A 20528-nucleotide genomic window follows, 5' to 3' on the forward strand; every position below is an offset into this window, starting at 1 on the left:
GCGGGGTTGTCACACAGCTGTGGCGCAAGACTTGCTAGCATGGCAGCAAGCCGCGATGACAATGCGCTTGTCCGCGGTCCCATCGTTTTCTTCCCCCTGTTGAAAGACACCAGCATGGCCATTCATGTTGCCCTGAGCCACATCACCCATTATCGGTACGACCGCCTGGTCAAACTCGGTCCCCAGGTGGTCCGCTTGCGTCCGGCGCCACACAGCCGCACCAAGGTGCTGTCGTACTCGCAGAAGATCGAACCGGCGGGCCACTTCATCAACTGGCAGCAGGACCCGTTTGCCAACTACCAGGCCCGCCTGGTCTTCCCCGAGCCCACCACCGAGTTCAAGGTCACGATCGACCTGGTGGTCGAGATGGCGGTGCACAACCCGTTCGACTTTTTCCTGGAGCCGCGCGCCGAAGAATTCCCGTTCACCTACGACGCCTCGCAACTGCAGGAACTCGCGCCCTACCTGGCCACCGCGCCGCTGACCGAGGAGCTCAAGGCCTACCTCGCCCGGGTGGACATGAAGAAACGCCGCACCATCGACTTCCTGGTCGATGTGAACCAGATGCTCCAGCGCGACATCTCGTACACCATCCGCATGGAGCCGGGCGTGCAGACGCCCGAAGAAACGCTCAAGCTCAAAAGCGGCTCCTGCCGCGACACCGGCTGGCTGCTGGTGCAGATGCTGCGCCACCTCGGCCTGGCCGCGCGTTTCGTCTCGGGCTACCTGATCCAGCTCACCCCGGACGTGAAAGCCATCGACGGCCCGAGTGGTCCCGAAAAGGACTTCACCGACCTGCACGCCTGGTGCGAGGTCTTCCTGCCCGGCGCCGGCTGGATCGGCCTGGACCCGACCTCGGGCCTGCTCGCCGGTGAAGGCCACATTCCGCTGGCCTGCACGCCGCAGCCCTCGAGCGCCGCGCCGGTGGAAGGCGCGATGGACAAGTGCGAGGTCGAGTTCGAGCACCACATGGGCGTGACGCGCGTCTACGAATCACCGCGCGTGACCAAGCCCTACACCGAAGAACAGTGGGCGGGTGTGGTGGCGCTGGGCGAGAAGGTCGACGCCGACCTGGAGAAACACGACGTGCGCCTGACCATGGGCGGCGAACCGACCTACGTCGCCACCGCAGACCGCGACGCCGCCGAGTGGAACACCGACGCCCTCGGCCCCACCAAACGCGGGTACGCCACCGAGCTGCTGGGCCGGCTGCGCGAACGCTACGGCGCGGGCGGTTTCGTGCACATGGGCCAGGGCAAGTGGTACCCGGGCGAACAGCTGCCGCGCTGGGCGCTTTCGATCTTCTGGCGCGCCGACGGCGAACCGTGCTGGAACAACCCGGCCCTGCTGGCCGACGAACGCGACGCCGCGAAATACGACAGCGAAGACGCGAGCCGCTTCACACAGGCACTGGCGCGCCAGCTCGGCCTGTCCACGCAATTCATCACCCCCGGCTACGAGGACACCTGGTACTACCTCTGGCGCGAACGCCGCCTGCCGGTGAACGTGGATCCGTTCGACGCCAAGCTCGACGACGAACTGGAGCGCGCGCGCCTGCGCCGCGTGTTCACGCAAGGACTGGACGCAACGGTGGGCTATGTGCTGCCGCTGATGGCCAACGACCACATCCCGCTGTCGGGCAACGGCAAAGGGGGCGACGGCTACCACCGCGTCTCGGGCACGGTCTGGTCCACTGGACCCTGGTTCTTCCGCGACGAGCGCATGTACCTGGTGCCCGGCGATTCGCCCATGGGCTACCGCCTGCCGCTGGATTCGCTGCCCTGGGTTTCGGCCGCCGACTACCCGTACCACATCGAGCAGGACCCGCACACACCACGCGACCCGCTGCCCGCGGGCGCGGTGCTCAAGCACCAGGTCTCACCGCACAGCATCGGTGGCGGTTTCGCCGAGGGCGGCACCGTGTCGCTGCAGGGCACGGACTTCGACCCGGCCGGTGGACCGGCCATGGACGGCCAGGGTGCGGGTCGATCCGGCCCGGGCTCCACACCCGCCCAGGCGCTGTCGTCCAGGTTCCCGCAGCGCGGTGAATCCGCCGCCTGGCTCACGCGCACCGCCCTGGTGGTGGAAGCCCGTGACCCGCACCGCGCCAACGGCCCCAAGGCCGAAAAGGCCGGTGGCGGCAAGAACCAGCACCTCTACGTGTTCATGCCGCCGATGCAGCGGCTCGAAGACTACCTGGACCTGCTGGCCGCCGTGGAAGCCACGGCCGACCAGCTCGGCATGACCATCGTGCTCGAAGGTTACCCGCCGCCGCGCGACCCGCGCCTGAAGATGCTGCAGGTCACGCCCGACCCCGGCGTCATCGAAGTCAACATCCACCCCAGCAGCAGCTGGCCCGAGCTGGTCGAGCGCACCGAGTTCCTGTACGACGCGGCGTTTGAAACGCGCCTGTGCGCCGAGAAGTTCATGACCGACGGCCGCCACACCGGCACCGGCGGCGGCAACCACTTCGTGCTCGGCGGCGCCACGCCAGCCGACTCGCCATTCCTGCGCCGCCCCGAGCTGCTGGGCAGCCTGGTCGCCTACTGGCACAACCACCCCTCGCTCTCCTACCTGTTCAGCGGCCTCTTCATCGGCCCGACCAGCCAGGCGCCTCGCGTGGACGAAGCGCGCAACGACCAGCTTTATGAGCTCGAAATCGCGCTGCAGGAGATCGAAAAGAACCGCCAGACCCACGGCCAGGACATGCCCCCGTGGCTGGTCGACCGCACGCTGCGCAACATCCTGATCGACGCCACCGGCAACACGCACCGCAGCGAGTTCTGCATCGACAAACTCTTCTCGCCCGACTCGCCCACCGGCCGCCTGGGCCTGCTGGAGCTGCGTGCGTTTGAAATGCCACCGCACGCCCGCATGAGCATCGCCCAGCAGTTGCTGCTGCGCGCCATGGTCTCGCGCTTCTGGCAGAAACCCTGGAGCGGCAAGCTCACGCGCTGGGGCACCGAGCTGCACGACCGCTTCCTGCTGCCCACCTTCATCCGCATGGACTTCGAAGACGTGCTGGCCGATCTGGCCGAGTTCGGCTACCCGCTGGACATGGCCTGGTTCGAGCCGCACTTCGAGTTCCGCTTCCCGCTGGTGGGCGAGGTCTCGGCGCGCGGCATCGAGCTCACGCTGCGCAGTGCGCTGGAGCCCTGGCATGTGATGGGCGAAGAAGGCGCACCCGGCGGCACCGTGCGTTATGTCGACTCGTCGCTGGAGCGCATCGAGGTGCGCGTCTCCGGCTACAACGACAGCCGCTACGTCATCACCTGCAACGGCCGTGCCGTCCCCATGCAGAGCACCGGCACCGTGGGCGAATTCGTTTCCGGCGTTCGCTACAAGGCCTGGAGCCCGCCATCGGCGCTGCACCCGTCGATCCCCTCGCACGCACCGCTCACCTTCGACATCGTGGACACCTGGATGCAACGGTCGCTCGGCGGCTGCCAGTACCACGTGGCCCACCCGGGCGGGCGCAACTACGACACTTTCCCGATCAACGCCTACGAAGCCGAGAGCCGCCGCATGTCGCGCTTCTTCCAGATGGGCCACACGGCGGGCAAGATGGTGGTGGCACCGGCCGCGCCAAGCCGCGAGTTCCCGTTCACACTGGATCTGCGGCATTGATCCCCCCGCGCCGCCTGCGGCATCACCCCCCAGGGGGCGCCAGCAGCGGCCCGGCAAAGCCGGTTCCGCGCTGGCCCTGGGTTGGCGCTGCGTCGTTCGTTCCGGATCGTGCTCCGGCTGCAGCAAGCTGCGGCCTTGCACACAGGCAGGTTCACTAGCGTGAAGGACGGCACACGCCCTCCCGCGGATCGGGTTTCGCCCCAAGTGCCCGAGAAGGAAGCGAAGGCATACTCGGAACCCGTGACCCAAGAAGCCTCCGACTCCCTCTTCGACGAGCTCAGCCCCGATTCCCCCGGTGACTGGGCGCTGTCGCTCTCGGTGCCCGCCGATACCGGGCACCGGGACGAGTTGCGCGGCCCCCCAGCGCCCGGTGCCGAGAACGCCGACGCGCTGGCGCCGACCTGGTCGAGCTTCTTTGAGCACGTCGGAACCGACGGCCTGGCCGACCTGAACCGCCGCAACGACAACCTGCAGCGCCAGATCCGCGACAACGGCGTCACCTACAACGTCTACGCCGAATCCTCCGGCCAGCAACGCCCCTGGGCGCTGGACCTGTTCCCGATGGTGATCGGCCCGGAAGACTGGGCCCACATCGAAACCGGCGTGCTGCAACGCACCCGCCTGCTCAACGCCATGATGGCCGATCTGTATGGCGAACGCGAGCTGCTCAAGCGCGCCCTGCTGCCAGCCGCGCTGGTGCAGGGCCATCCGGGCTACCTGCGCGCCATGCAGGGCGTGCAGCCCGCGGGCGGCACCTGGCTGCACATCGTCGCCTTTGACCTCGCTCACGGCCCGGACGGCCGCTGGTGGGTGGTGGGCCAGCGCACCCAGGCGCCCTCGGGCCTGGGCTATCTGCTGGAAAACCGCATCGCCATCGCGAGGCAGTTCCCCAAGGCCTTTGCCGGCATGAAGGTGCAGCGCCTGGCCGCGAGCTACCGCGCGCTCATGGACGGCATCAAGGCCATGGCCCCCGAAGGCGAAAACGCGCGCATCGCCCTGCTCACGCCCGGCCCATACAACGAAACCTACTTCGAACACGCCTACCTCGCGCGTTACCTCGGCCTCACGCTGGTGGAGGGCAACGATCTCACCGTTCGCGACCAGCGCCTCTACCTCAAAACCCTCAGCGGTCTGGAGCCGGTGCACGCGCTGATCAAGCGGCTCGACGACGAATGGCTCGACCCGCTGGAGCTGCGTTCCGACTCCCGCCTGGGTGTGCCCGGCCTGCTGCAGGTGCTGCGCGCGGGCAACCTGCTGCTGGCCAACGCGCCGGGCTCGGCCCCGCTCGAATCGAGCGCGCTGCTCGGGTTCCTGCCCGCCATCAGCCGCCACCTGCTGGGCGAGGAGCTGGCCCTGCCCTCGCTCGCCACCTGGTGGTGCGGCGAAGACGCGGCGCTGCGCGAAGTGCTGCCCTTGCTCAAGGGCAGCGTGATCAAGCCCACCTACCCCAGTTCGGGCCTCGACACCGCCATGGGCCAGAGCCTCAACAAGCGCGAGCTCGACGAATGGGCCGGCCGCATGGTGCGCCACCCGGACGACTACACCGTGCAGTCCTGGCTGCCGCTGTCGCAGACCCCCACCTGGACCGGCGAGCGCCTGCTCCCGCGCTCGGCCATGCTGCGCGTGTTCGCGCTGGCCGATGGTCCGCAGTCCTGGCGCATGCTGCCCGGTGGCCTGGTTCGCCTCGCGCCGCGCGGCCAGCTCATCGCCGCCATGCAGCGCGGCGGCAGCAGCGCCGACTGCTGGGTGCTCACCAGAGGCGAGGTCGACCACACCAGCCTGTTGCAGTCGGCCCCCAGCACCATGGCGCTGGCGCACCAGACCCGCCCGGTGACCAGCCGCGCGGCCGAAAACCTGTTCTGGCTCGGCCGCTACACCGAACGCGCTGAAAACAGCATCCGGCTCGCGCAGATCGTGCTCAACCACCTGGGCGGCGAAGAGCCCAACTCGCGCCCGCTCATGGCCTGGCTCTCGGCCACCGCACAGGAAAACTCGCTGGTGCTGCCCGGCGTACCCGCCGCCGAACAGTCGGCGCGCGTGTTTGCGCGTTCGCTCATGGCCGGCCTCTCGCCCGTGCCCGGCACGCCGCTGGCCGAACAGTCCTACAGCGTGGGCTTCAACCTGCGCGCGCTCAAGGCCTCGGCCGCGCAGGTGCGCGAGCGCCTCTCGCAGGAACACTGGAACCTGATCGAACGCACCGAAGCCGGCTTTGCGACCGATTGCGCCAACATGGCCGCCGATGCCGAATACGGCACCACCGAAGCCCTGGCCGCGCTGCAGAACGCGAGCGAACTGCTGGCCGCCATCACCGGTGCACAGACCGACCGCATGGTGCGCGACAACGGCTGGCGCCTGCTGTCGATCGGCCGCCACATCGAGCGCCTGATCACGCTGTCGCGCGCGCTCACGCTCAGCCTCGAACACGGCTGCCTGCACGACCAGGCGGGCTTCGAGGCCGTGGTGGCGCTGTTTGACAGCACCATCACTTTCCACGCCCAGTACCAGCAGCGCCGCGACATGGTCGCGTTGATCGACCTGCTGGTGATGAACCGCGACAACCCCCGCTCACTCGCCTGGGTCGTGCAGACATTGAGATCGCGCCTGGCCAAGCTCTCGCATAGCGCCACGCCGCAAGACGCCGAGCTGGCCATGGGCCTGCCCGATCCCGACACCTGGGTGCTCGCCGACCTCAGCAACTGGCAGCGCAGCCCCGAGGGCGAGCGCCACTGGGGCGAGCTGGAGACCCTGTTCGACGACTGTGAAGCCGCCGCGGGTGAGCTTTCCGAAGAAATCACACGCCTGCATTTCAGCCACGCCGACCGGCGCAACCAGACCCTGGGCGCCTGACCGTGTTGCTTCGCATCCTTCACCGCACCCGTTACCTCTACCAGGGCAGCATCGACATGGCGCAGCACATGGTGCACCTGTCGCCGAAGGACACCGCAACGCAACAGCTGATCGAGCACAGCCTGCGCATCCAGCCCGAACCGGCGGCGCGCAGCCAGACCACCGACGTGTTCGGCAACCTGCGCACCTTTTTCTCATTGCAGGCGCCACACGAGACCCTCACCGTCGAAGCCGACAGCCTGGTGCAGACCGAGGCCCCGCAGGCGCTGCCCGACAGTGCGGCGTGGCAGCAGCTGCACTGGGAAGACGTGCGCCGGCATTTCCGCTACCGCGCCCATGCGCCCTACGATCCGGCCAGCGAATTCCTGTTTGCGTCCCCCTATGTGCCGCGCGACGACGCCTTCGTGGCCTTCGCGCGTCCGGCCTTCAAGGCGGGTCTGCCGGTGCTGGAAGCCACGCGCGCGCTGATGGAGCGCATCCACACCGAACTGACCTACGAAACCGACAGCACCGAGGTCAACACCCCGGCGCTGCAGGCGCTGGAACAGCGCAAAGGCGTGTGCCAGGACTTTGCCCACATCATGATCGGCTGCCTGCGCAGCCTGGGCCTGCCCGCGCGCTATGTGAGCGGCTATCTGCTCACCCAGCCGCCACCGGGCAAGCCCCGCCTGATCGGTGCCGATGCCTCGCACGCCTGGGTGTCGGTCTACGTTCCGCCGCTGGCCGACCTCCGCGACGCTGCGGACGACGCGTCCGATGAATCACCTGAAACGCCGGAAGATGAAGACACCCCCGCAGCCGGCGGTGCCTGGTTCGACTTCGACCCGACCAACAACCGCTGCGGCTGGGGCAGCCCTGGCGAAGACTACGTGACCCTGGCCACCGGGCGCGACTTCTCCGATGTCTCGCCCATGCGCGGTGTGATCCAGGGCGGCGCGCGGCACAAGCTCAGCGTGGCGGTCACCGTCGCGCCACCCGAAGAAGTCGCGGACCAGCTCGACACCTGAGCCCTCACACGCCTCGGGCCTTGATGAACCTCAGCCTCAGGAAGCCTGTTCGCCCAGCCGCCGCAACCGGGCCCGCCACTTCGCCACACCCGCCTCGCCCAGCTGCTCCACCATCCCGATCAGGGTTTGATGGACCGGGGCGATGCCGACAAACCCCAGGATGTTGCGCTCCAGCGATTTGACGCTGTGGGCGCGGAAGTACCAGCGGTACAGCAGCGCGGGCATGCCCATGGTGACGACCACACGGGCCGAGCGACCGGTGAGCCCCTTGTGGCCAAACGGGTTGTCACCGCCCTTCTTGAAGGCAAATCCGGGCCGCGCCACCTGTTCCAGAAACCCCTTGAGCACGGCCGGCATGTCGCCCAGCCAGAGCGGAAAAAACAGCACCAGGTGTTGCGCCCAGGCGATGTCGTCCTGGGCGCTCTGCAACGAGGGCGGCAACGGGCCGTGTTCCCAGTCGCGCTGGCTCCTGAGCAGCGGAAAGTCGAGAGCGGCCACGTCCACCCGGCGCAGCGCATGCCCGGCCGCCTGCGCGCCTTCGGCGTAGGCTTCGATCAGGGTGTGGATGAGGTGGCGCTCCCCGGCGTCGGGGTGGCCGTTGACGAGCAGGATGCGGCGCGGTTCGGTCATGGCAGGGCTCCGGTGGAATGACGCCATGCTGGCACCGCGGCGGCGCGGGCGGTTTGAGCCGCGTCAAGTCCGGGCCGGCTCAGCCTTGGTCGAACACCGGATCCACCGGCACCTGCAGCGCGGTGGCGAGCTGGTTGGTCTTGGCCGCCAGGGCCACGATGGACAGCAGCTCGGCGTGCTGCTCGCGCGTCATGCCCTTGGCCGTGGCGGCGGCTGTGTGCGAGTGCACGCAGTAGCTGCAGCCGTTGATGATGGACGCGGTGATGTAGACCAGCTCCTTGGTCAGCGGATCAAGCGTTGACGGCGTGGCCATGACCCGCTTGACCTCGGCCCAGGTCTGCTCCAGCAGCGCCGGATCAAACGCCAGGTAGCGCCACATGTTGTTGATGAAATCGGTCTTGCGCGTGGCGCGGATGTCGTCGAACACGGCTTTCACGCGCGGATCGGCTTCGGGGTTGTCGTAGGGCGCAACGGTGGTCATGCGGGGTCTCCTGGGGGTGGGCTCAGCGCGATCAACGCGGTTTGGCGGGCTTGGGCGCTTTGGCTTTGCGCTCCGGGCTGATGAGGCCCTGCTCGCGCAGCGTCTTCTTGCGCTCGGCGCGATCAGCGTCGGATTTCAGACCGGCCTTGAGCCAGCGTGTGAACTGCTCGGGCGTTTCCAGCGTGATGCGGCCGATGTGCAGCGCACGGAAGTCGGCGATCACCAGTTCGGCGGCCTTCTGCATGTTGACCTTGCCACCGCCCGCGAGCGCACCACGCTGGCGGCCGATGGCTTCGATCAGTTCTTCTTCGTGTGCCTGGGCGTAGGCTTCGGGCGCGCGGCCGAGCTTGTAGCGGGCTTCGAGCAGCGCAGGGTAATCGGCCTTGAGCAGGGCCAGCAGTTCGTAGGCCACTTCCTGTTCGTCGTAGGCGTTCTTGCCCACCGCGCCACTGGCGGCGAGGTTGAAGCCGCTCTCGGGCACGACGATGCGCGGCCAGAGCATGCCCGGCGTGTCGTAGAGGTAGAAGTCGTCGGCCAATGCGATGCGCGATTCGGTGCGCGTGACGCCCGCCTCGTCGCCGGTCTTGGCGGCGCGCTTGCCCTTGAGCGTGTTGATCAGCGTGGACTTGCCCACGTTGGGAATGCCGCAGATCAGCACGCGCATGGGTTTGACCATGCCGCCGCGCCGGGGCGCGAGGTGGTGGCAGGCGTCGATGATGGCGCGAGCGGGCGCGGTGTTGCTCGCGTCCAGCGCAATGGCCTGCGTGTTGGGCTGTGCGTTGTAGTGCGCGAGCCAGAGCGCGGTGCGCGCGGGGTCGGCCATGTCCTGCTTGTTCAGCACCTTGAGCGTGGGCCGCCCGCTGGTGAGTTCGGCCATCAGCGGGTTGGCACTGCTGCCGGGCAGGCGCGCGTCCAGCATCTCGATCACGACGTCGATTTCTTTCACACGCTCGCCGATCGCCTTGCGCGTGAGGTGCATGTGTCCGGGGAACCACTGGATGCTCATTGTTTGTTCTTTCAGTCAGACCGGGATTGTGCGCTGGGGTGTCTTCTCTATCGGCCCGGCGGGGTGCCGTGCCACAATGATTTTTCATTTCCCACCCCCCAAGAGGAGACACATGAGCATCACCGTCAAGATCGATCTGGGTTACGAATTCGACGTCAAGGCCAAGGCCGCCGAGGTGTTCGACGTGCTCTCGGACGTGCCGACCTCGGTCAGCCATTTTCCCAAAGTCGAACAGCTCACCGACCTGGGTGATGGCGTCTACAAATGGGAGATGGAAAAGGTGGGCACGGCGCAGGTCAACATCCAGACCATCTATGCCAGCAAATACGTCAGTGACAAGGCCAAGGGCACGGTGAAGTGGACACCGGTCAAGGGCGTGGGCAACGCGCTGGTGGGCGGCCACTGGAAGATCGTGGACAACAAGAAGTCCACCGGCGTGACGCTGGCCATCCAGGGCGAGATCGAGGTGCCGCTGCCGGGCCTGATGAAGATGGTGGTGGCGCCCATCGTCGAAGGCGAGTTTGAAAAACTGGTCGAGAAGTACATCGACAACCTGATCCAGCGTTTCGGCGGCGAAGCCTGAGCCTGGCGCAGTCTCCCCCGTCCACCGATGTTGTCCAGCGAAACACTGGATAACTTTGTGCATAACCCAGGGTCAACCGTGTACGGGGTGCGCAAGTGCTTGTGGCCCTAGGCGCTTCGTCAATCTGCCCACCAAACAGGCACCCGGACAAAGGTGGTTATCCACTTGTCCATCGAAACCTTGGACAAGCTTGTGCATAAGTCAGGACAAGCCTTGTACGGGCAATCTAAGTGCTTGTTTCACAAAGGGGTTCTTCAGATTGCCTGTTCAGAAGGCAGCGCCTGCACAAGCCCTGCACCATCCGTTGACGCGGCAATGCGGTTAGATTTGTGCACATGAGCGCCCCACCCGCACCGACGGCCTTCCGCCTGCACCTGTCCGACGCCGGCGAGACCTTCTCCGCACCGGCTGACGCGACGCTGCTGCAGACCCTGCTGCGCGCGGGCGTGGTGTGGCCCGCCTCGTGCCGCAACGGCAGCTGTCGCGTCTGCATAGGTCGGCTGGTGCGGGGCCGTGTGCGCTACGCGATCGAATGGCCGGGCCTGCTGCCCGAAGAAAAGGCGTCCGGCTGCGTGCTGCCCTGCGCCGCTTATCCGCTGGAAGACCTGGAGCTGAGCGGTCCCGGCGCCTAGCGCTGACTTCCCAGGTATCAGTTTCCTTGGTGCCGGAGCACCACCCCGATGCATGAATCGGTCCAGCCCAGGGCACCGCCGGGCCGGCTTTGCCGGACGGCCAGTGCCACCCCCTTGAGGGGGCTGAGGGCCGCGGCTCCGATCCTGCCTGTGCAGGATTGGACAGCCCGAAGTGGCTTCGACTCTGACGAAGCCCCGGCCTGGAAGGTGCGCGAAGCGCTGCGGGGGTGTTTCTAGTTTCTATTCAGCCAGCTTGCAGGTGCTGCCTGAAGAAACCGAGCGTGCGTTCCCAGGCGAGCTGGGCGGCGTTGGCGTCGTAACGCGGTGTCGTGTCGTTGTTGAAGCCATGCTGGGTACCCGGGTACAGGTGCGCGATGTGGCGCACGCCTGCTGACTTGAGCGCAGCTTCATATGTAGGCCAGGCGGCGTTGATGCGCTCGTCGATCCCGGCGAAGTGGATCAGCAGCGGCGCCTTCACCTTGGCCGCCTCCTCGGCGGGCGGATGGTTGCCGTAGAACGACACCGCCGCGCCCAGATCGGGCAACTGCGTGGACAGGTGGTGCGCCACGCCGCCGCCGTAACAAAAACCCACCACACCGATGCGACCGGAGCAGTCGGACCGGCCTTTGAGCACGCCCGCGGCGGCGATGAAGTCCAGCCGGGTCTTGGCCTGGTCGAGCTGGGCGAACAAGGCCCGGGCCTTGTCTTCGTCCCCGGGATAACCGCCCAGCGGGGTCAGTGCATCGGGCGCCATCGCGAGGTAGCCGTCGACGGCGAGGCGGCGGGCGATGTCTTCGATGTGGGGATTGAGACCGCGGTTCTCGTGCACCACCAGCACGCCCGGCAGCTGGCCGCTGGCGCTGGCGGGTTTGGCCACATAGGCCTTGACCGTGCCGGAACCCGAGGGCGAGGCAAACTCCACCCGCTGCGTGCTGATGCGCGGGTCGCCCTGGGGCACCACCTGCGCGATGGCGAAGTCGGGGCTGAGCGCGGCCAGCAGGCCCGCTGCCGTCACACCACCAACGGCGAACTTCGCGGCACGGTCCAGGAAGCCGCGCCGGTCGATGTCACCGTGCACATACGCGTCAAACAGGATCAGCAGTTCCTGGTCAAAGTCCGCAGCAGTCAAACGTGCCATGGCAGCCTCCTTGAATGGGAAGCCCGCAGCTTATCGCCAGCCCGGCCGGTGATGAATACGCCTGACAGGGGAGCGGGTTTCCAGAGGTAACGGCCGCAACACATGCCGGCCGCTGGCACGACGCAGCCGACGGCTCAGAGGCTGAGAGTTTTTCGGGCGTGACCGAGCAACGCGCCAGAACGTGCCCAATCAAGGCGCAAAGCACAGCCATAGCTCGGGCTATGGCGCGCATTTGCAACGCCGAGTGGGTGCGTTCTGGCGTAGTGAGCGGGCATGAGCGAAAGACTCTCAGCCTCTCAGACGGGCGCGATCGCGGACCAGTCGGGATGCCGCCCCAGGCGCGCGGGTGAGGTGTACTCCTGCCGGTACACCTCGAACGGCATGGTGTCCGCGGCTTCGATGGCGCGCTGGGCCTCGAACGACTGGGCGGCCATGGCCTCGAACCGCGCCTGCTGCTTGGCGCTCCAGGGCAGCCCCAGCAGGTGGGCATGGATCTGCTGCGACTGCTCGCGCACAAAGCCGACAAAGGAATCGCCGTGCTCCTGCCGGATGGCGGCGAGCACACGGGCCGATGGCAGCGTCTCGGGAGCGAGCAGCGAGGCACGGGCCTGCGCCACGGCATCGCGGTGGTCACTGCCACCGTGGGTCGCGTCCAGGGTCGCAGCAATGGGCGCCAGCTGATCGATCAGCTCGATGCCCCACTGTTGCAGGCCCACGCTTTCCCCTTTGCGCCACAGACAGAGGCCAGGTTCGCGTCCGCGCGCGGCGGTGAGGTGCTGGTTGTACTTGAGCTCGTGGATTTCGTCCGGCGTGTCGGGCGGGCTGTCGCTGAGCAGGCAGTGCATCAGGAACACGTCGAGAAAGCGCAAGGTGGGCGCGCCGATGCCGATGGGCTCGAACGGGTCGAGGTCCATCAACCGCACCTCGACGTATTCCACGCCGCGTTCGCGCAACGCGTGCAGCGGGCGTTCGCCGGGGTAGATCACGCGCTTGGGCCGGATCGTGCCGTAGAACTCGTTTTCAATCTGCAGCAGCGTGGTGGCGAGCTGGTTGTAGTCGCCACCCGGATTGCGGATGCCCACCGCTTCGTAAGCCGGCCAGGGCCGGGTGAGCGCGTCGTGCAGCGAGGCGGCATAACCTTCAAGCCCGTTGTAGCTCACGTCCAGCGTGGCCTGCGCCTCGCTCTGGTAGCCCAGACGACCCATGCGCAGCGAGGTACCGTAGGGCATGTGCAGGCTGCCGCTGCTGCCCAGCGGCAGCAACTCGTGCTGGCGGCCTTCGACGAAGCTGGAACACAGGGCGGGCGAGGCACCGAACAGCGCGAGCAGCAAGAAGGCGTGGCGGCGGAAGTTGCGGATGAGCGCGAAATACCCATCGTTGTCCACGCCCGGCAGCGACCAGTTGTAGTGGATGCCGCTGATCGTCTGCATGCGCCGGCCGTAGCGGTGGCCCAGGCCCATGCGGTAGACGCTCTTGGCACGCCCCACGTTGGACGACCCATAGCGGCCCAGCGGAATGGTCTCGTCGGTCGGCAGGCCGCAGGGCATGCTGGAGGCCCAGAGCATTTCGTCCCCGGCCGCCTTCAGGCTGCGCACCGTGTACTGGTGGATTTCGGTGAGCTGCTGCAGGCAGGTTTCAACGCTGTCGTGCACCCCCGTGATGAGCTCCAGCTGCGACTCGCTGTAGTCGGTGGTGATGTGCGGGTGCGTGAGCGCGCTGCCCAGCGCCACCGGGTGCGGGGTGAGCGCGAGCTTGCCATCGGCCTGGGCGCGCAGGCTCTCTTTTTCAAGACCGCGGCGCATGCCACGCAGGCGCTCGGCGCCAAGCGCTTGCAGCCGTTGTTCCAGTGAAGTCATACAGGGGGTGGTTATCGGGTCCGGGGCCGGAACTTAACACGGCTGGGCCATTTCCGCTGGCGGCACGGCCATGCGGTTTTCGGGTAGGAAGCGGCGCGTCGCCGGCGCGACGGGGGTCTCCCACGCCGCGGCCAGCCCCGTGCTGGCATGCAACCAGGCATCGATCTGCGGTGGATCGTTGCAGCAGCGCAGCGCGTCGAACGCGGTCTGGGCCTCGGGATAGCGCTTGCGCAGGTAGTTGAGCCACTGCTTCAGACGCCCGGCGCGGTGGCGCCGCTCGACGCGGCCGCTCACCTGCTGCCAGAACACCGCCAGCAGAGGTGCCACCTCGCCCCAGGGCACGCCGCCCTGCCCCTTGATGGCCAGCGCCAGGCCCGGATCGGTCACCATGCCGCGGCCGATCATGAGCGCATCACACCCGCTCACTTCGCGGCAGCGCAGCGCTTCGGCGACGCTCCAGATTTCCCCGTTGGCGATCACCTGCATGGCCCCCGAGGGCAGCGATTCCCGCACCTGGGCGATGCGCTCCCAGTAAGCCGGGGGCCGGTAGCCATGGGCCTTGGTGCGGGCGTGGATCACCAGTTCGTCGGCACCGGCTTCGGCGATCGCCTGCGCACAGTCCTCGGCGCGCTGGTCGTCGTTGAAGCCCAGGCGCATCTTGGCCGACACCGGCACATGGGCCGGCACGGCCCGGCGCACCGCGGACACGACGCGGCCGATCAGTTCGGGTTCGTCCAGCAACACCGCACCGCCGCGGCTCTGGTTCACCGTCTTGGCCGGGCAGCCGAAATTGAGGTCCACCCCGAACGGACTCAGGCCCGCGAGCCGTCCGGCGTTGTCGGCCAGGCAGGCCGGATCGGAACCCAGCAGCTGTGGCCGCACCGGCACCCCCGAGCGCGTGCGCCCCCCGTTGAGCAGCTCGGGCACCACCCGCACGAAGGCGCGCTCGGGCAGCAGCGTGTTGGTCACGCGAATGAATTCGCTCACACAGCGGTCGATACCGCCCGTGCGCGTGAGCACATCGCGCAGCGTCGCGTCGAGCAGGCCTTCCATGGGCGCGAGCAAAAGGGTCATCTGGGGGGAGGAAAAAGGCCACAACAAAGGCCGCGCCCGGCCAGCGGGCAGGGCCTGCATTTTACCGGCCGGCCCCGTCCGGCGGCGGCTTGTGGCCCCCGTGGGGGTCCGATAGCATGCTTTGTTCACCCGCTTTCACCGCGTTCCCGGAGACGACCATGCATCTGTTTTCCCGTGTTTCCCTGGTCGCTGCACTGGCCCTGACCACCTCGCTTGCCATCGGGCAGACCACGAGCACCGACGCCACCGGCAGCGCTCGCATCGGCACCTTCAAACACGTCGAGGGAGACACCCGGATCGGCCGGACCGACGCGACGCGCACCCCCGCACCGGGCGAAGGCTTGCGCGAGACCGACCGCATCCGCACCGGCCGCAATGGCGCAGCCAGCCTCACGCTCAAGGATGGCACCGTGCTCGTGGTGGGGCCCGACACCACGGTGGATCTGACGCGCTTCCAGTTCGACACAACCACCCAGAAAGGCCACTTCGCGCTCGATCTGCTGCAGGGTTCCGTGCGGGTCATCACCGGTCTGCTGGCGAAGATCAACCCCGACCTCTTCAAGGTGTCCACGCCCACTTCGGTGGTCGGCGTGCGTGGCACCGACTTCATCGTGGAGGCCGCTCCACCCCCTCAGGTGCCACCGCCGCGCGTCAGGAATGGCCCGCGCCAGGTACCTGCCACCTGAGCTCAGACTGTTAAAGTGACGCCTCACCCCTGTGCAATTTCGCACAGGGAGGGGTCTTTCTTCTTTCCCCGCTTTCATGAAACAGAAGACCGCATTGAACGCCCCCATCCTGGCCGCCGGCCTGGTGCTGACCGCCCTGATCGGCGCCTGTGCACCCGCCACCCGGGTCATCCTGCTGCCACAGGCCCATGGCGCACCGAGCGCTGTGGACGTGCGCACCGCCCGGCAGACGCAACCGCTGAACCAGCCCTATCAGGTCGCCGATGTCGACCGCAGCGGCGCCATCACACCCGGCACCACCACCGCAGAGCAGGTGCGCAAGGACCACCCGCGGCTGCTCGCGCTCGTTCCGCAGCCCCTGGAGAAGTTCGCACTGGAGTTCGAGCCCGGCACTTCGGTGCTGACCAGCGCCTCAGCGGCCCAGCTGCCAGCCATCATCGAACGCGCCAGCGCGCGCCCGGGCGGTGAAATCGTGGTCACGGGCCACACCGATCGACAGGGCGCCGACGACGCCAACGACAGGCTCTCGCTGGAACGCGCCCAGGCGGTGCGCGCATTGCTGGTCGAGCGCGGTTTCAACGCGGACCGGATCGAGGCCGTGGGCCGCGGTGAACGCGAGCCCCTGGTGCCCACCGACGACGACGTGGTCGAACCGCGCAACCGGCGCGCCGACATCGAGGTGCGCTGACCCGACCATGGCGCACGAACCCCGCCTCACCGCAGCGCTGCGCGAACTGCTGGCCTCGCAGCGCATCGCGGCGCTCGGCACGCTCGACGAAACCGGCGCGCCCTTCGTGTCCATGGTGCCGTTCGCCGTGTTGCCGCTGGCCGGCGAACTGGTGATCCACGTCAGCGGACTGGCGGCGCACACGCGCAACCTGCAGCGCCAGCCACGCGCCTCGCTGATGGTCTGCCAGGCTGAAGTCGCGGGCGAACCGGTGCACGCGCTGCCCCGCGTGACGCTGGACGTGAACGCCCTGCCCTGCGAGCCCGGCAGCGATGCGCACGGGGCTGCGCGCGAGGCCTATCTGGCGCGCTTTCCCGAGGCCGAGCCCATGACGGCGCTGGGCGATTTCCGCTTCCTGCGCCTGGTGCCGGGCGGCGCGCGCCAGGTGGCCGGTTTCGGCGCCGCGCGCAGCATCGAAGCCGACGAGTTGCGCCAGGCGCTTGGCCCCGCACCGTGAGCGACACCGCCACCGCGCAGCCACCCGGCCCGCAAGCCACCCCGGCGGCGATCCCGGCCGGGCTGCAGGTGCTGTACGCCGACGAGGCCCTGCTGGTGCTGGACAAGCCCGCCGGGTTGCTGGCGGTGCCCGGGCGCGGCGAGGACAAGCAGGACTGCCTGAGCGCGCGTGCCCAGGCCGCCTACCCCGACGCGCTGGTGGTGCACCGGCTGGACATGGCCACCTCCGGCCTCGTGGTCATGGGTCGGGGCATCGAAGCCCAGCGCGCACTGGGTCTGGCGTTCGAAAAACGCCGGGTGCACAAGCGCTACGTGGCCGTGGTCAACGGGGTTCTGGCCAACCCCCAACCGGACAACGGCTGGAACACCATCGACCTGCCGCTGCTGCTGGACTGGCTCAACCGCCCGCGCAGCGCCGTGAACCATGAACTCGGCAAACCCAGCGTGACGCACTGGCGCCTCGCCGCCGAACCAGCGCCCCTGCCGGGCACCACCCGGCTCGATCTGGAACCCGTCACCGGCCGCTCGCACCAGCTGCGCGTGCACCTGCAGGCCATAGACCACCCCATCGTGGGCGACCCGCTCTACGCGGCGCCCACCGGGGCGGTGGACCGCATGCTGCTGCACGCGCAGGCACTGAGCCTTCCGCACCCGGTCACAGGCGCACAGATGCGTTTCGAATCAACCTGTCCTTTTTGAGTCCCTTTGCCATGCACGACCTCTTCATCCTCACCGGCGCCTCGCGCGGCATGGGCCTGGCCATGGCCCGACAACTCATCGCGCCGGGCCAGGTGCTGCTGTGCCTGTCGCGCCAGTCCAGCGCCGAACTCACCGAACTGGCGAGCCAGCGCGGCGCCACGCTGCTGCAATGGCGCATCGACCTGGCCGACACCCTGGCCGCGGCCGAGCGCCTGCAGAACTGGCTGGCGCAGCTCGACGCGCCCAGCCTGGCCAGCGCCACGCTGATCAACAACGCCGGCGTCATCCCGCCCATCGGGCCGCTGGACGCCTGCCCGCCCGATCAACTGGCCAACGCGCTGCGCGTCGGGCTCGAAGCCCCCATGCAGCTCACCGCGGCCTTCCTGCGCGCCACCGGCGCCTGGGTCGATGGCGGCTGGCGTGGCCCGCGCAAGGTGCTCAACATTTCTTCCGGCCTGGGCCGCCGCCCCATGGCCGCGCAGGCGCCGTATTGCGCCGCCAAGGCCGGGATGGACCACTTCACCCGCTGCAGCGCGCTCGACGAAGCGCAGCGCGAACACGGCGCGAAACTGGTCTCGCTGGCGCCCGGCGTGATCGACACCGACATGCAGGTGCAGTTGCGCGCCGGTGACCCCGCCGCCTTCCCCGACCTGCAGCGCTTCGTGGAACTCCAGCGCCAGGGCCAGCTCTCAAGCCCAGAAGACGCCGCCCGCCAGGTCCTGGCCTGGCTCCAGCGGCCCGACTTCGGAGACCAACCGGTGGCCGATGTGCGGGATTGAATTGACTCACCCCCGCAGCGCTTCGCGCTACCCCCTACAGGGGGCGGCACTGGCCGTCCGGCAAAGCCGGCCCGGCGGTGCCCTGGGTGGCACCGCTTCATGCGGCGGGGTGGCGCTCCGAGGCCACGGGATACCGAAGTGACAAACCCTCGCAGGAGGTAAGCACCATGCAGACCCCTTCTCGCCGCCAGTTCACCGGCTCGCTGCTCACCCTGGGAGCCATGTCCAGCGTGCCGATGCTGGCCATGGCGCAAGGCAGCGGCGATTTCTGGGCCTTGCTGCGCCGCGGAGGCTGCGTGGTACTCATGCGCCACGCACTCACCGAACCCGGCATCGGCGACCCGCCGGGCTTCCGGCTCGACCGGTGCAGCACCCAGCGAAACCTGAGCGAAGCCGGCCGCGAGCAGGCGCGCCGGGTCGGTGCGGCGTTCACCCGCGAAAGCGTGCCAATCGACGAAGTGCGCTCCAGCGCCTGGTGCCGCTGCACCGAAACCGCCGAACTCGCCTTTGGCCGCCACACGGTCTGGGCGCCGATCAATTCCTTTTTCAACGACGCCACCGGCCCGGCACAGACCCTCGAAGTGTTGCGCGCGGTTCGCGGGCTGGCGGCACCGAAGAACCTCCTGCTGGTGACGCACCAGGTCAACATCTCGGCACTCACGGGAGCGTCTCTGGCCATGGGTGAGGTCTTCGTCACCCGGCCCGCTGCCGGAGACCGCCTGCCGGTGCTGGCGCGCCAGGTGTTCTGAGAGGCTGAGAGTCTTTCGCTCATGCCCGCTCACCACGCCAGAACGCACCCACTCGGCGTTGCAAATGCGCGCGATAGCCCGAGCTATGGCTGTGCTTTGCGCCTTGATTGGGCACGTTCTGGCGCGTTACTCGGTCACGCCCGAAAAACTCTCAGCCTCTGAGCGCTCGCAACGGGCGGTGCGCCCGAGTTGACAGCCGACAAGCCCGGTGTAAGCCTGCCGCGCATACCATGTGCTGTTGATCCGGCGATCACCGCCCTCACGGCGCGGGTCACCACCCATCACACCCCCACCACACACAGGAGATGAACATGAGCCGAGAAGTTGTTGTCGTCAGCGCCGCCCGCACCGCCATTGGTACCTACGGCGGCAGCCTCAAGGACACGCCCCCCACCGAACTGGCGGCACTGGTCGTCAAGGAAACGCTGGCCCGTGCCGGCGTGGACGGCAAGGATGTCGGCCATGTGGTGTTCGGCCACGTGGTCAACACCGAACCCAAGGACATGTACCTCTCCCGCGTCGCCGCGGTCAACGGCGGCTGCGCCGAAGGCACGCCCGCGTTCAACGTCAACCGCCTGTGCGGCTCGGGCCTGCAGGCCATCATCTCGGCCAGCCAGGCGATCCTGCTCGGTGACTGCGACATCGCCATCGGCGGCGGTGCCGAGAACATGAGCCGTGGCCCCTACGCCAGCCTGTCCGCCCGCTGGGGTGCGCGCATGGGCGACACCAAGATGGTCGACATGGTGGTCGGCGCGCTGCACGACCCCTTCCACACCATCCACATGGGGGTGACGGCGGAAAACGTGGCCGCGAAATTCGGCATCACGCGCGAGATGCAGGACGCGCTGGCCGTCGAGAGCCACAACCGCGCCCAGCGCGCCACCGAGGCCGGGTACTTCAAGGACCAGATCGTGCCGGTCATGCTCAAGAGCAAGAAGGGCGAGGTGGCCTACGCCACCGACGAGCACTTCCGCCCGGGCTGCAAGCTCGAGGACATGTCTAAGCTCAAGCCCGTGTTCGTGAAGGAAAACGGCACCGTGACCGCCGGCAACGCCTCGGGCATCAACGACGCCGCCGCGGCCGTGGTGCTGATGGAAGCCGGTGCCGCCAAGGCGCGTGGCGCGAAGCCGCTGGCGCGCCTGGTCGGCTACGCCCACACCGGCGTGGACCCCAAGATCATGGGCATCGGCCCGGTGTCGGCCTCGCGCCTGGCGCTGCAGAAAGCCGGCCTCACCGTCAACGACATGGACGTGATCGAAGCCAACGAAGCCTTCGCCGCACAGGCCTGTGCCGTGACGAAAGAGCTGGGTCTGGACCCGGCCAAGGTCAACCCCAACGGTTCGGGCATTTCGCTCGGCCACCCGATCGGTGCCACCGGCGCGCTGATCACGGTGAAGGCCCTGTACGAGCTGGAGCGCATCAACGGCCGCTACGCCCTCGTCACGATGTGCATTGGTGGTGGGCAGGGTATCGCTGCTGTATTCGAAAAAATGTGACCCCCCCGCGCCGCCTTCGGCGTCACCCCCCAGGGGGCGATGCGAGTGGCCCGGC

At 68.0% G+C, this 20528-nt stretch carries 18 protein-coding genes; 12 read left to right on the top strand and 6 right to left on the bottom strand.

Annotated features, from left to right (window positions below; genetic code table 11):
* The first annotated feature begins 114 nt into the window (after nt 1–114).
* From ACN5W5_RS12110 to ACN5W5_RS12120, 3 genes are all read left to right on the top strand, one after another.
* Nucleotides 115–3627 carry a DUF2126 domain-containing protein gene (locus ACN5W5_RS12110; RefSeq protein ID WP_420048762.1) on the top strand — a complete coding sequence of 1171 codons (3513 nt, stop codon included), beginning with the start codon at nt 115–117 and terminating at the stop codon, nt 3625–3627.
* Between the two features lie 204 nt (nt 3628–3831).
* The gene (locus tag ACN5W5_RS12115; protein WP_420048763.1) at nt 3832–6474 is read left to right on the top strand and encodes a circularly permuted type 2 ATP-grasp protein; all 2643 of its coding nucleotides are present in this window, start codon (nt 3832–3834) and stop codon (nt 6472–6474) included.
* Nucleotides 6475–6476: 2 nt separating this feature from the next.
* Complete coding sequence (locus ACN5W5_RS12120) at nt 6477–7481, top strand: transglutaminase family protein (RefSeq protein WP_420048764.1); 1005 nt, start codon at nt 6477–6479, stop codon at nt 7479–7481.
* A 36-nt stretch (nt 7482–7517) separates the two neighbouring features.
* Here ACN5W5_RS12120 and ACN5W5_RS12125 read toward each other — a convergent pair whose 3' ends face one another.
* The 3 genes from ACN5W5_RS12125 to ylqF form a co-directional block, all read right to left on the bottom strand.
* Entirely contained in the window at nt 7518–8111 is a 594-nt protein-coding gene (locus ACN5W5_RS12125) for an NAD(P)H-dependent oxidoreductase (RefSeq protein WP_420048765.1), read from the bottom strand.
* A 79-nt stretch (nt 8112–8190) separates the two neighbouring features.
* The gene (locus tag ACN5W5_RS12130; RefSeq protein ID WP_420048766.1) at nt 8191–8592 is read right to left on the bottom strand and encodes a carboxymuconolactone decarboxylase family protein; all 402 of its coding nucleotides are present in this window, start codon (nt 8590–8592) and stop codon (nt 8191–8193) included.
* A gap of 31 nt (nt 8593–8623) precedes the next feature.
* Nucleotides 8624–9598 (bottom strand): ribosome biogenesis GTPase YlqF, encoded by a 975-nt coding sequence (ylqF, locus tag ACN5W5_RS12135; RefSeq protein WP_420048767.1) that lies wholly within the window; start codon nt 9596–9598, stop codon nt 8624–8626.
* 112 nt (nt 9599–9710) lie between these two features.
* Here ylqF and ACN5W5_RS12140 point away from each other — a divergent pair, with 112 nt between their 5' ends.
* Together ACN5W5_RS12140 and ACN5W5_RS12145 are read left to right on the top strand one after the other, a co-directional pair.
* Nucleotides 9711–10181, top strand: coding sequence for an SRPBCC family protein (locus ACN5W5_RS12140; protein WP_420048768.1), 471 nt, complete (start codon nt 9711–9713; stop codon nt 10179–10181).
* Between the two features lie 335 nt (nt 10182–10516).
* Nucleotides 10517–10813 carry a 2Fe-2S iron-sulfur cluster-binding protein gene (locus ACN5W5_RS12145; RefSeq protein ID WP_420048769.1) on the top strand — a complete coding sequence of 99 codons (297 nt, stop codon included), beginning with the start codon at nt 10517–10519 and terminating at the stop codon, nt 10811–10813.
* 244 nt (nt 10814–11057) lie between these two features.
* Here ACN5W5_RS12145 and ACN5W5_RS12150 read toward each other — a convergent pair whose 3' ends face one another.
* The 3 genes from ACN5W5_RS12150 to ACN5W5_RS12160 all read right to left on the bottom strand — a co-directional run bounded on the left by ACN5W5_RS12150 (nt 11058) and on the right by ACN5W5_RS12160 (nt 14881).
* Nucleotides 11058–11951, bottom strand: coding sequence for a dienelactone hydrolase family protein (locus tag ACN5W5_RS12150; RefSeq protein WP_420048770.1), 894 nt, complete (start codon nt 11949–11951; stop codon nt 11058–11060).
* A gap of 296 nt (nt 11952–12247) precedes the next feature.
* Complete coding sequence (gshA, locus tag ACN5W5_RS12155) at nt 12248–13807, bottom strand: glutamate--cysteine ligase (protein ID WP_420048771.1); 1560 nt, start codon at nt 13805–13807, stop codon at nt 12248–12250.
* Nucleotides 13808–13840: 33 nt separating this feature from the next.
* Nucleotides 13841–14881: a tRNA dihydrouridine synthase gene (locus tag ACN5W5_RS12160; protein WP_420048772.1), complete on the bottom strand. Its 1041-nt coding sequence runs from the start codon at nt 14879–14881 to the stop codon at nt 13841–13843.
* A gap of 158 nt (nt 14882–15039) precedes the next feature.
* Between ACN5W5_RS12160 and ACN5W5_RS12165 the strand changes: the two genes are divergently transcribed.
* The 7 genes from ACN5W5_RS12165 (at nt 15040) to bktB (ending at nt 20473) form a co-directional block, all read left to right on the top strand.
* Nucleotides 15040–15567 (top strand): FecR family protein, encoded by a 528-nt coding sequence (locus tag ACN5W5_RS12165; RefSeq protein WP_420048773.1) that lies wholly within the window; start codon nt 15040–15042, stop codon nt 15565–15567.
* 94 nt (nt 15568–15661) lie between these two features.
* Nucleotides 15662–16255, top strand: coding sequence for an OmpA family protein (locus tag ACN5W5_RS12170; RefSeq protein WP_420048774.1), 594 nt, complete (start codon nt 15662–15664; stop codon nt 16253–16255).
* 7 nt (nt 16256–16262) lie between these two features.
* Nucleotides 16263–16751 carry a HugZ family protein gene (locus ACN5W5_RS12175; protein WP_420048775.1) on the top strand — a complete coding sequence of 163 codons (489 nt, stop codon included), beginning with the start codon at nt 16263–16265 and terminating at the stop codon, nt 16749–16751.
* A 50-nt stretch (nt 16752–16801) separates the two neighbouring features.
* Complete coding sequence (locus ACN5W5_RS12180; RefSeq protein ID WP_420049257.1) at nt 16802–17449, top strand: RluA family pseudouridine synthase; 648 nt, start codon at nt 16802–16804, stop codon at nt 17447–17449.
* An 11-nt stretch (nt 17450–17460) separates the two neighbouring features.
* Nucleotides 17461–18228: an SDR family NAD(P)-dependent oxidoreductase gene (locus tag ACN5W5_RS12185; RefSeq protein WP_420048776.1), complete on the top strand. Its 768-nt coding sequence runs from the start codon at nt 17461–17463 to the stop codon at nt 18226–18228.
* Nucleotides 18229–18395: 167 nt separating this feature from the next.
* Nucleotides 18396–18977: a histidine phosphatase family protein gene (locus tag ACN5W5_RS12190; protein ID WP_420048777.1), complete on the top strand. Its 582-nt coding sequence runs from the start codon at nt 18396–18398 to the stop codon at nt 18975–18977.
* Nucleotides 18978–19288: 311 nt separating this feature from the next.
* The gene (gene bktB / locus ACN5W5_RS12195; protein ID WP_420048778.1) at nt 19289–20473 is read left to right on the top strand and encodes a beta-ketothiolase BktB; all 1185 of its coding nucleotides are present in this window, start codon (nt 19289–19291) and stop codon (nt 20471–20473) included.
* Nucleotides 20474–20528 lie beyond the last annotated feature (55 nt).

The organism is Hydrogenophaga sp. ZJX-1 (assembly GCF_048590325.1).
Taxonomy (GTDB): Bacteria; Pseudomonadota; Gammaproteobacteria; order Burkholderiales; family Burkholderiaceae_C; genus Hydrogenophaga.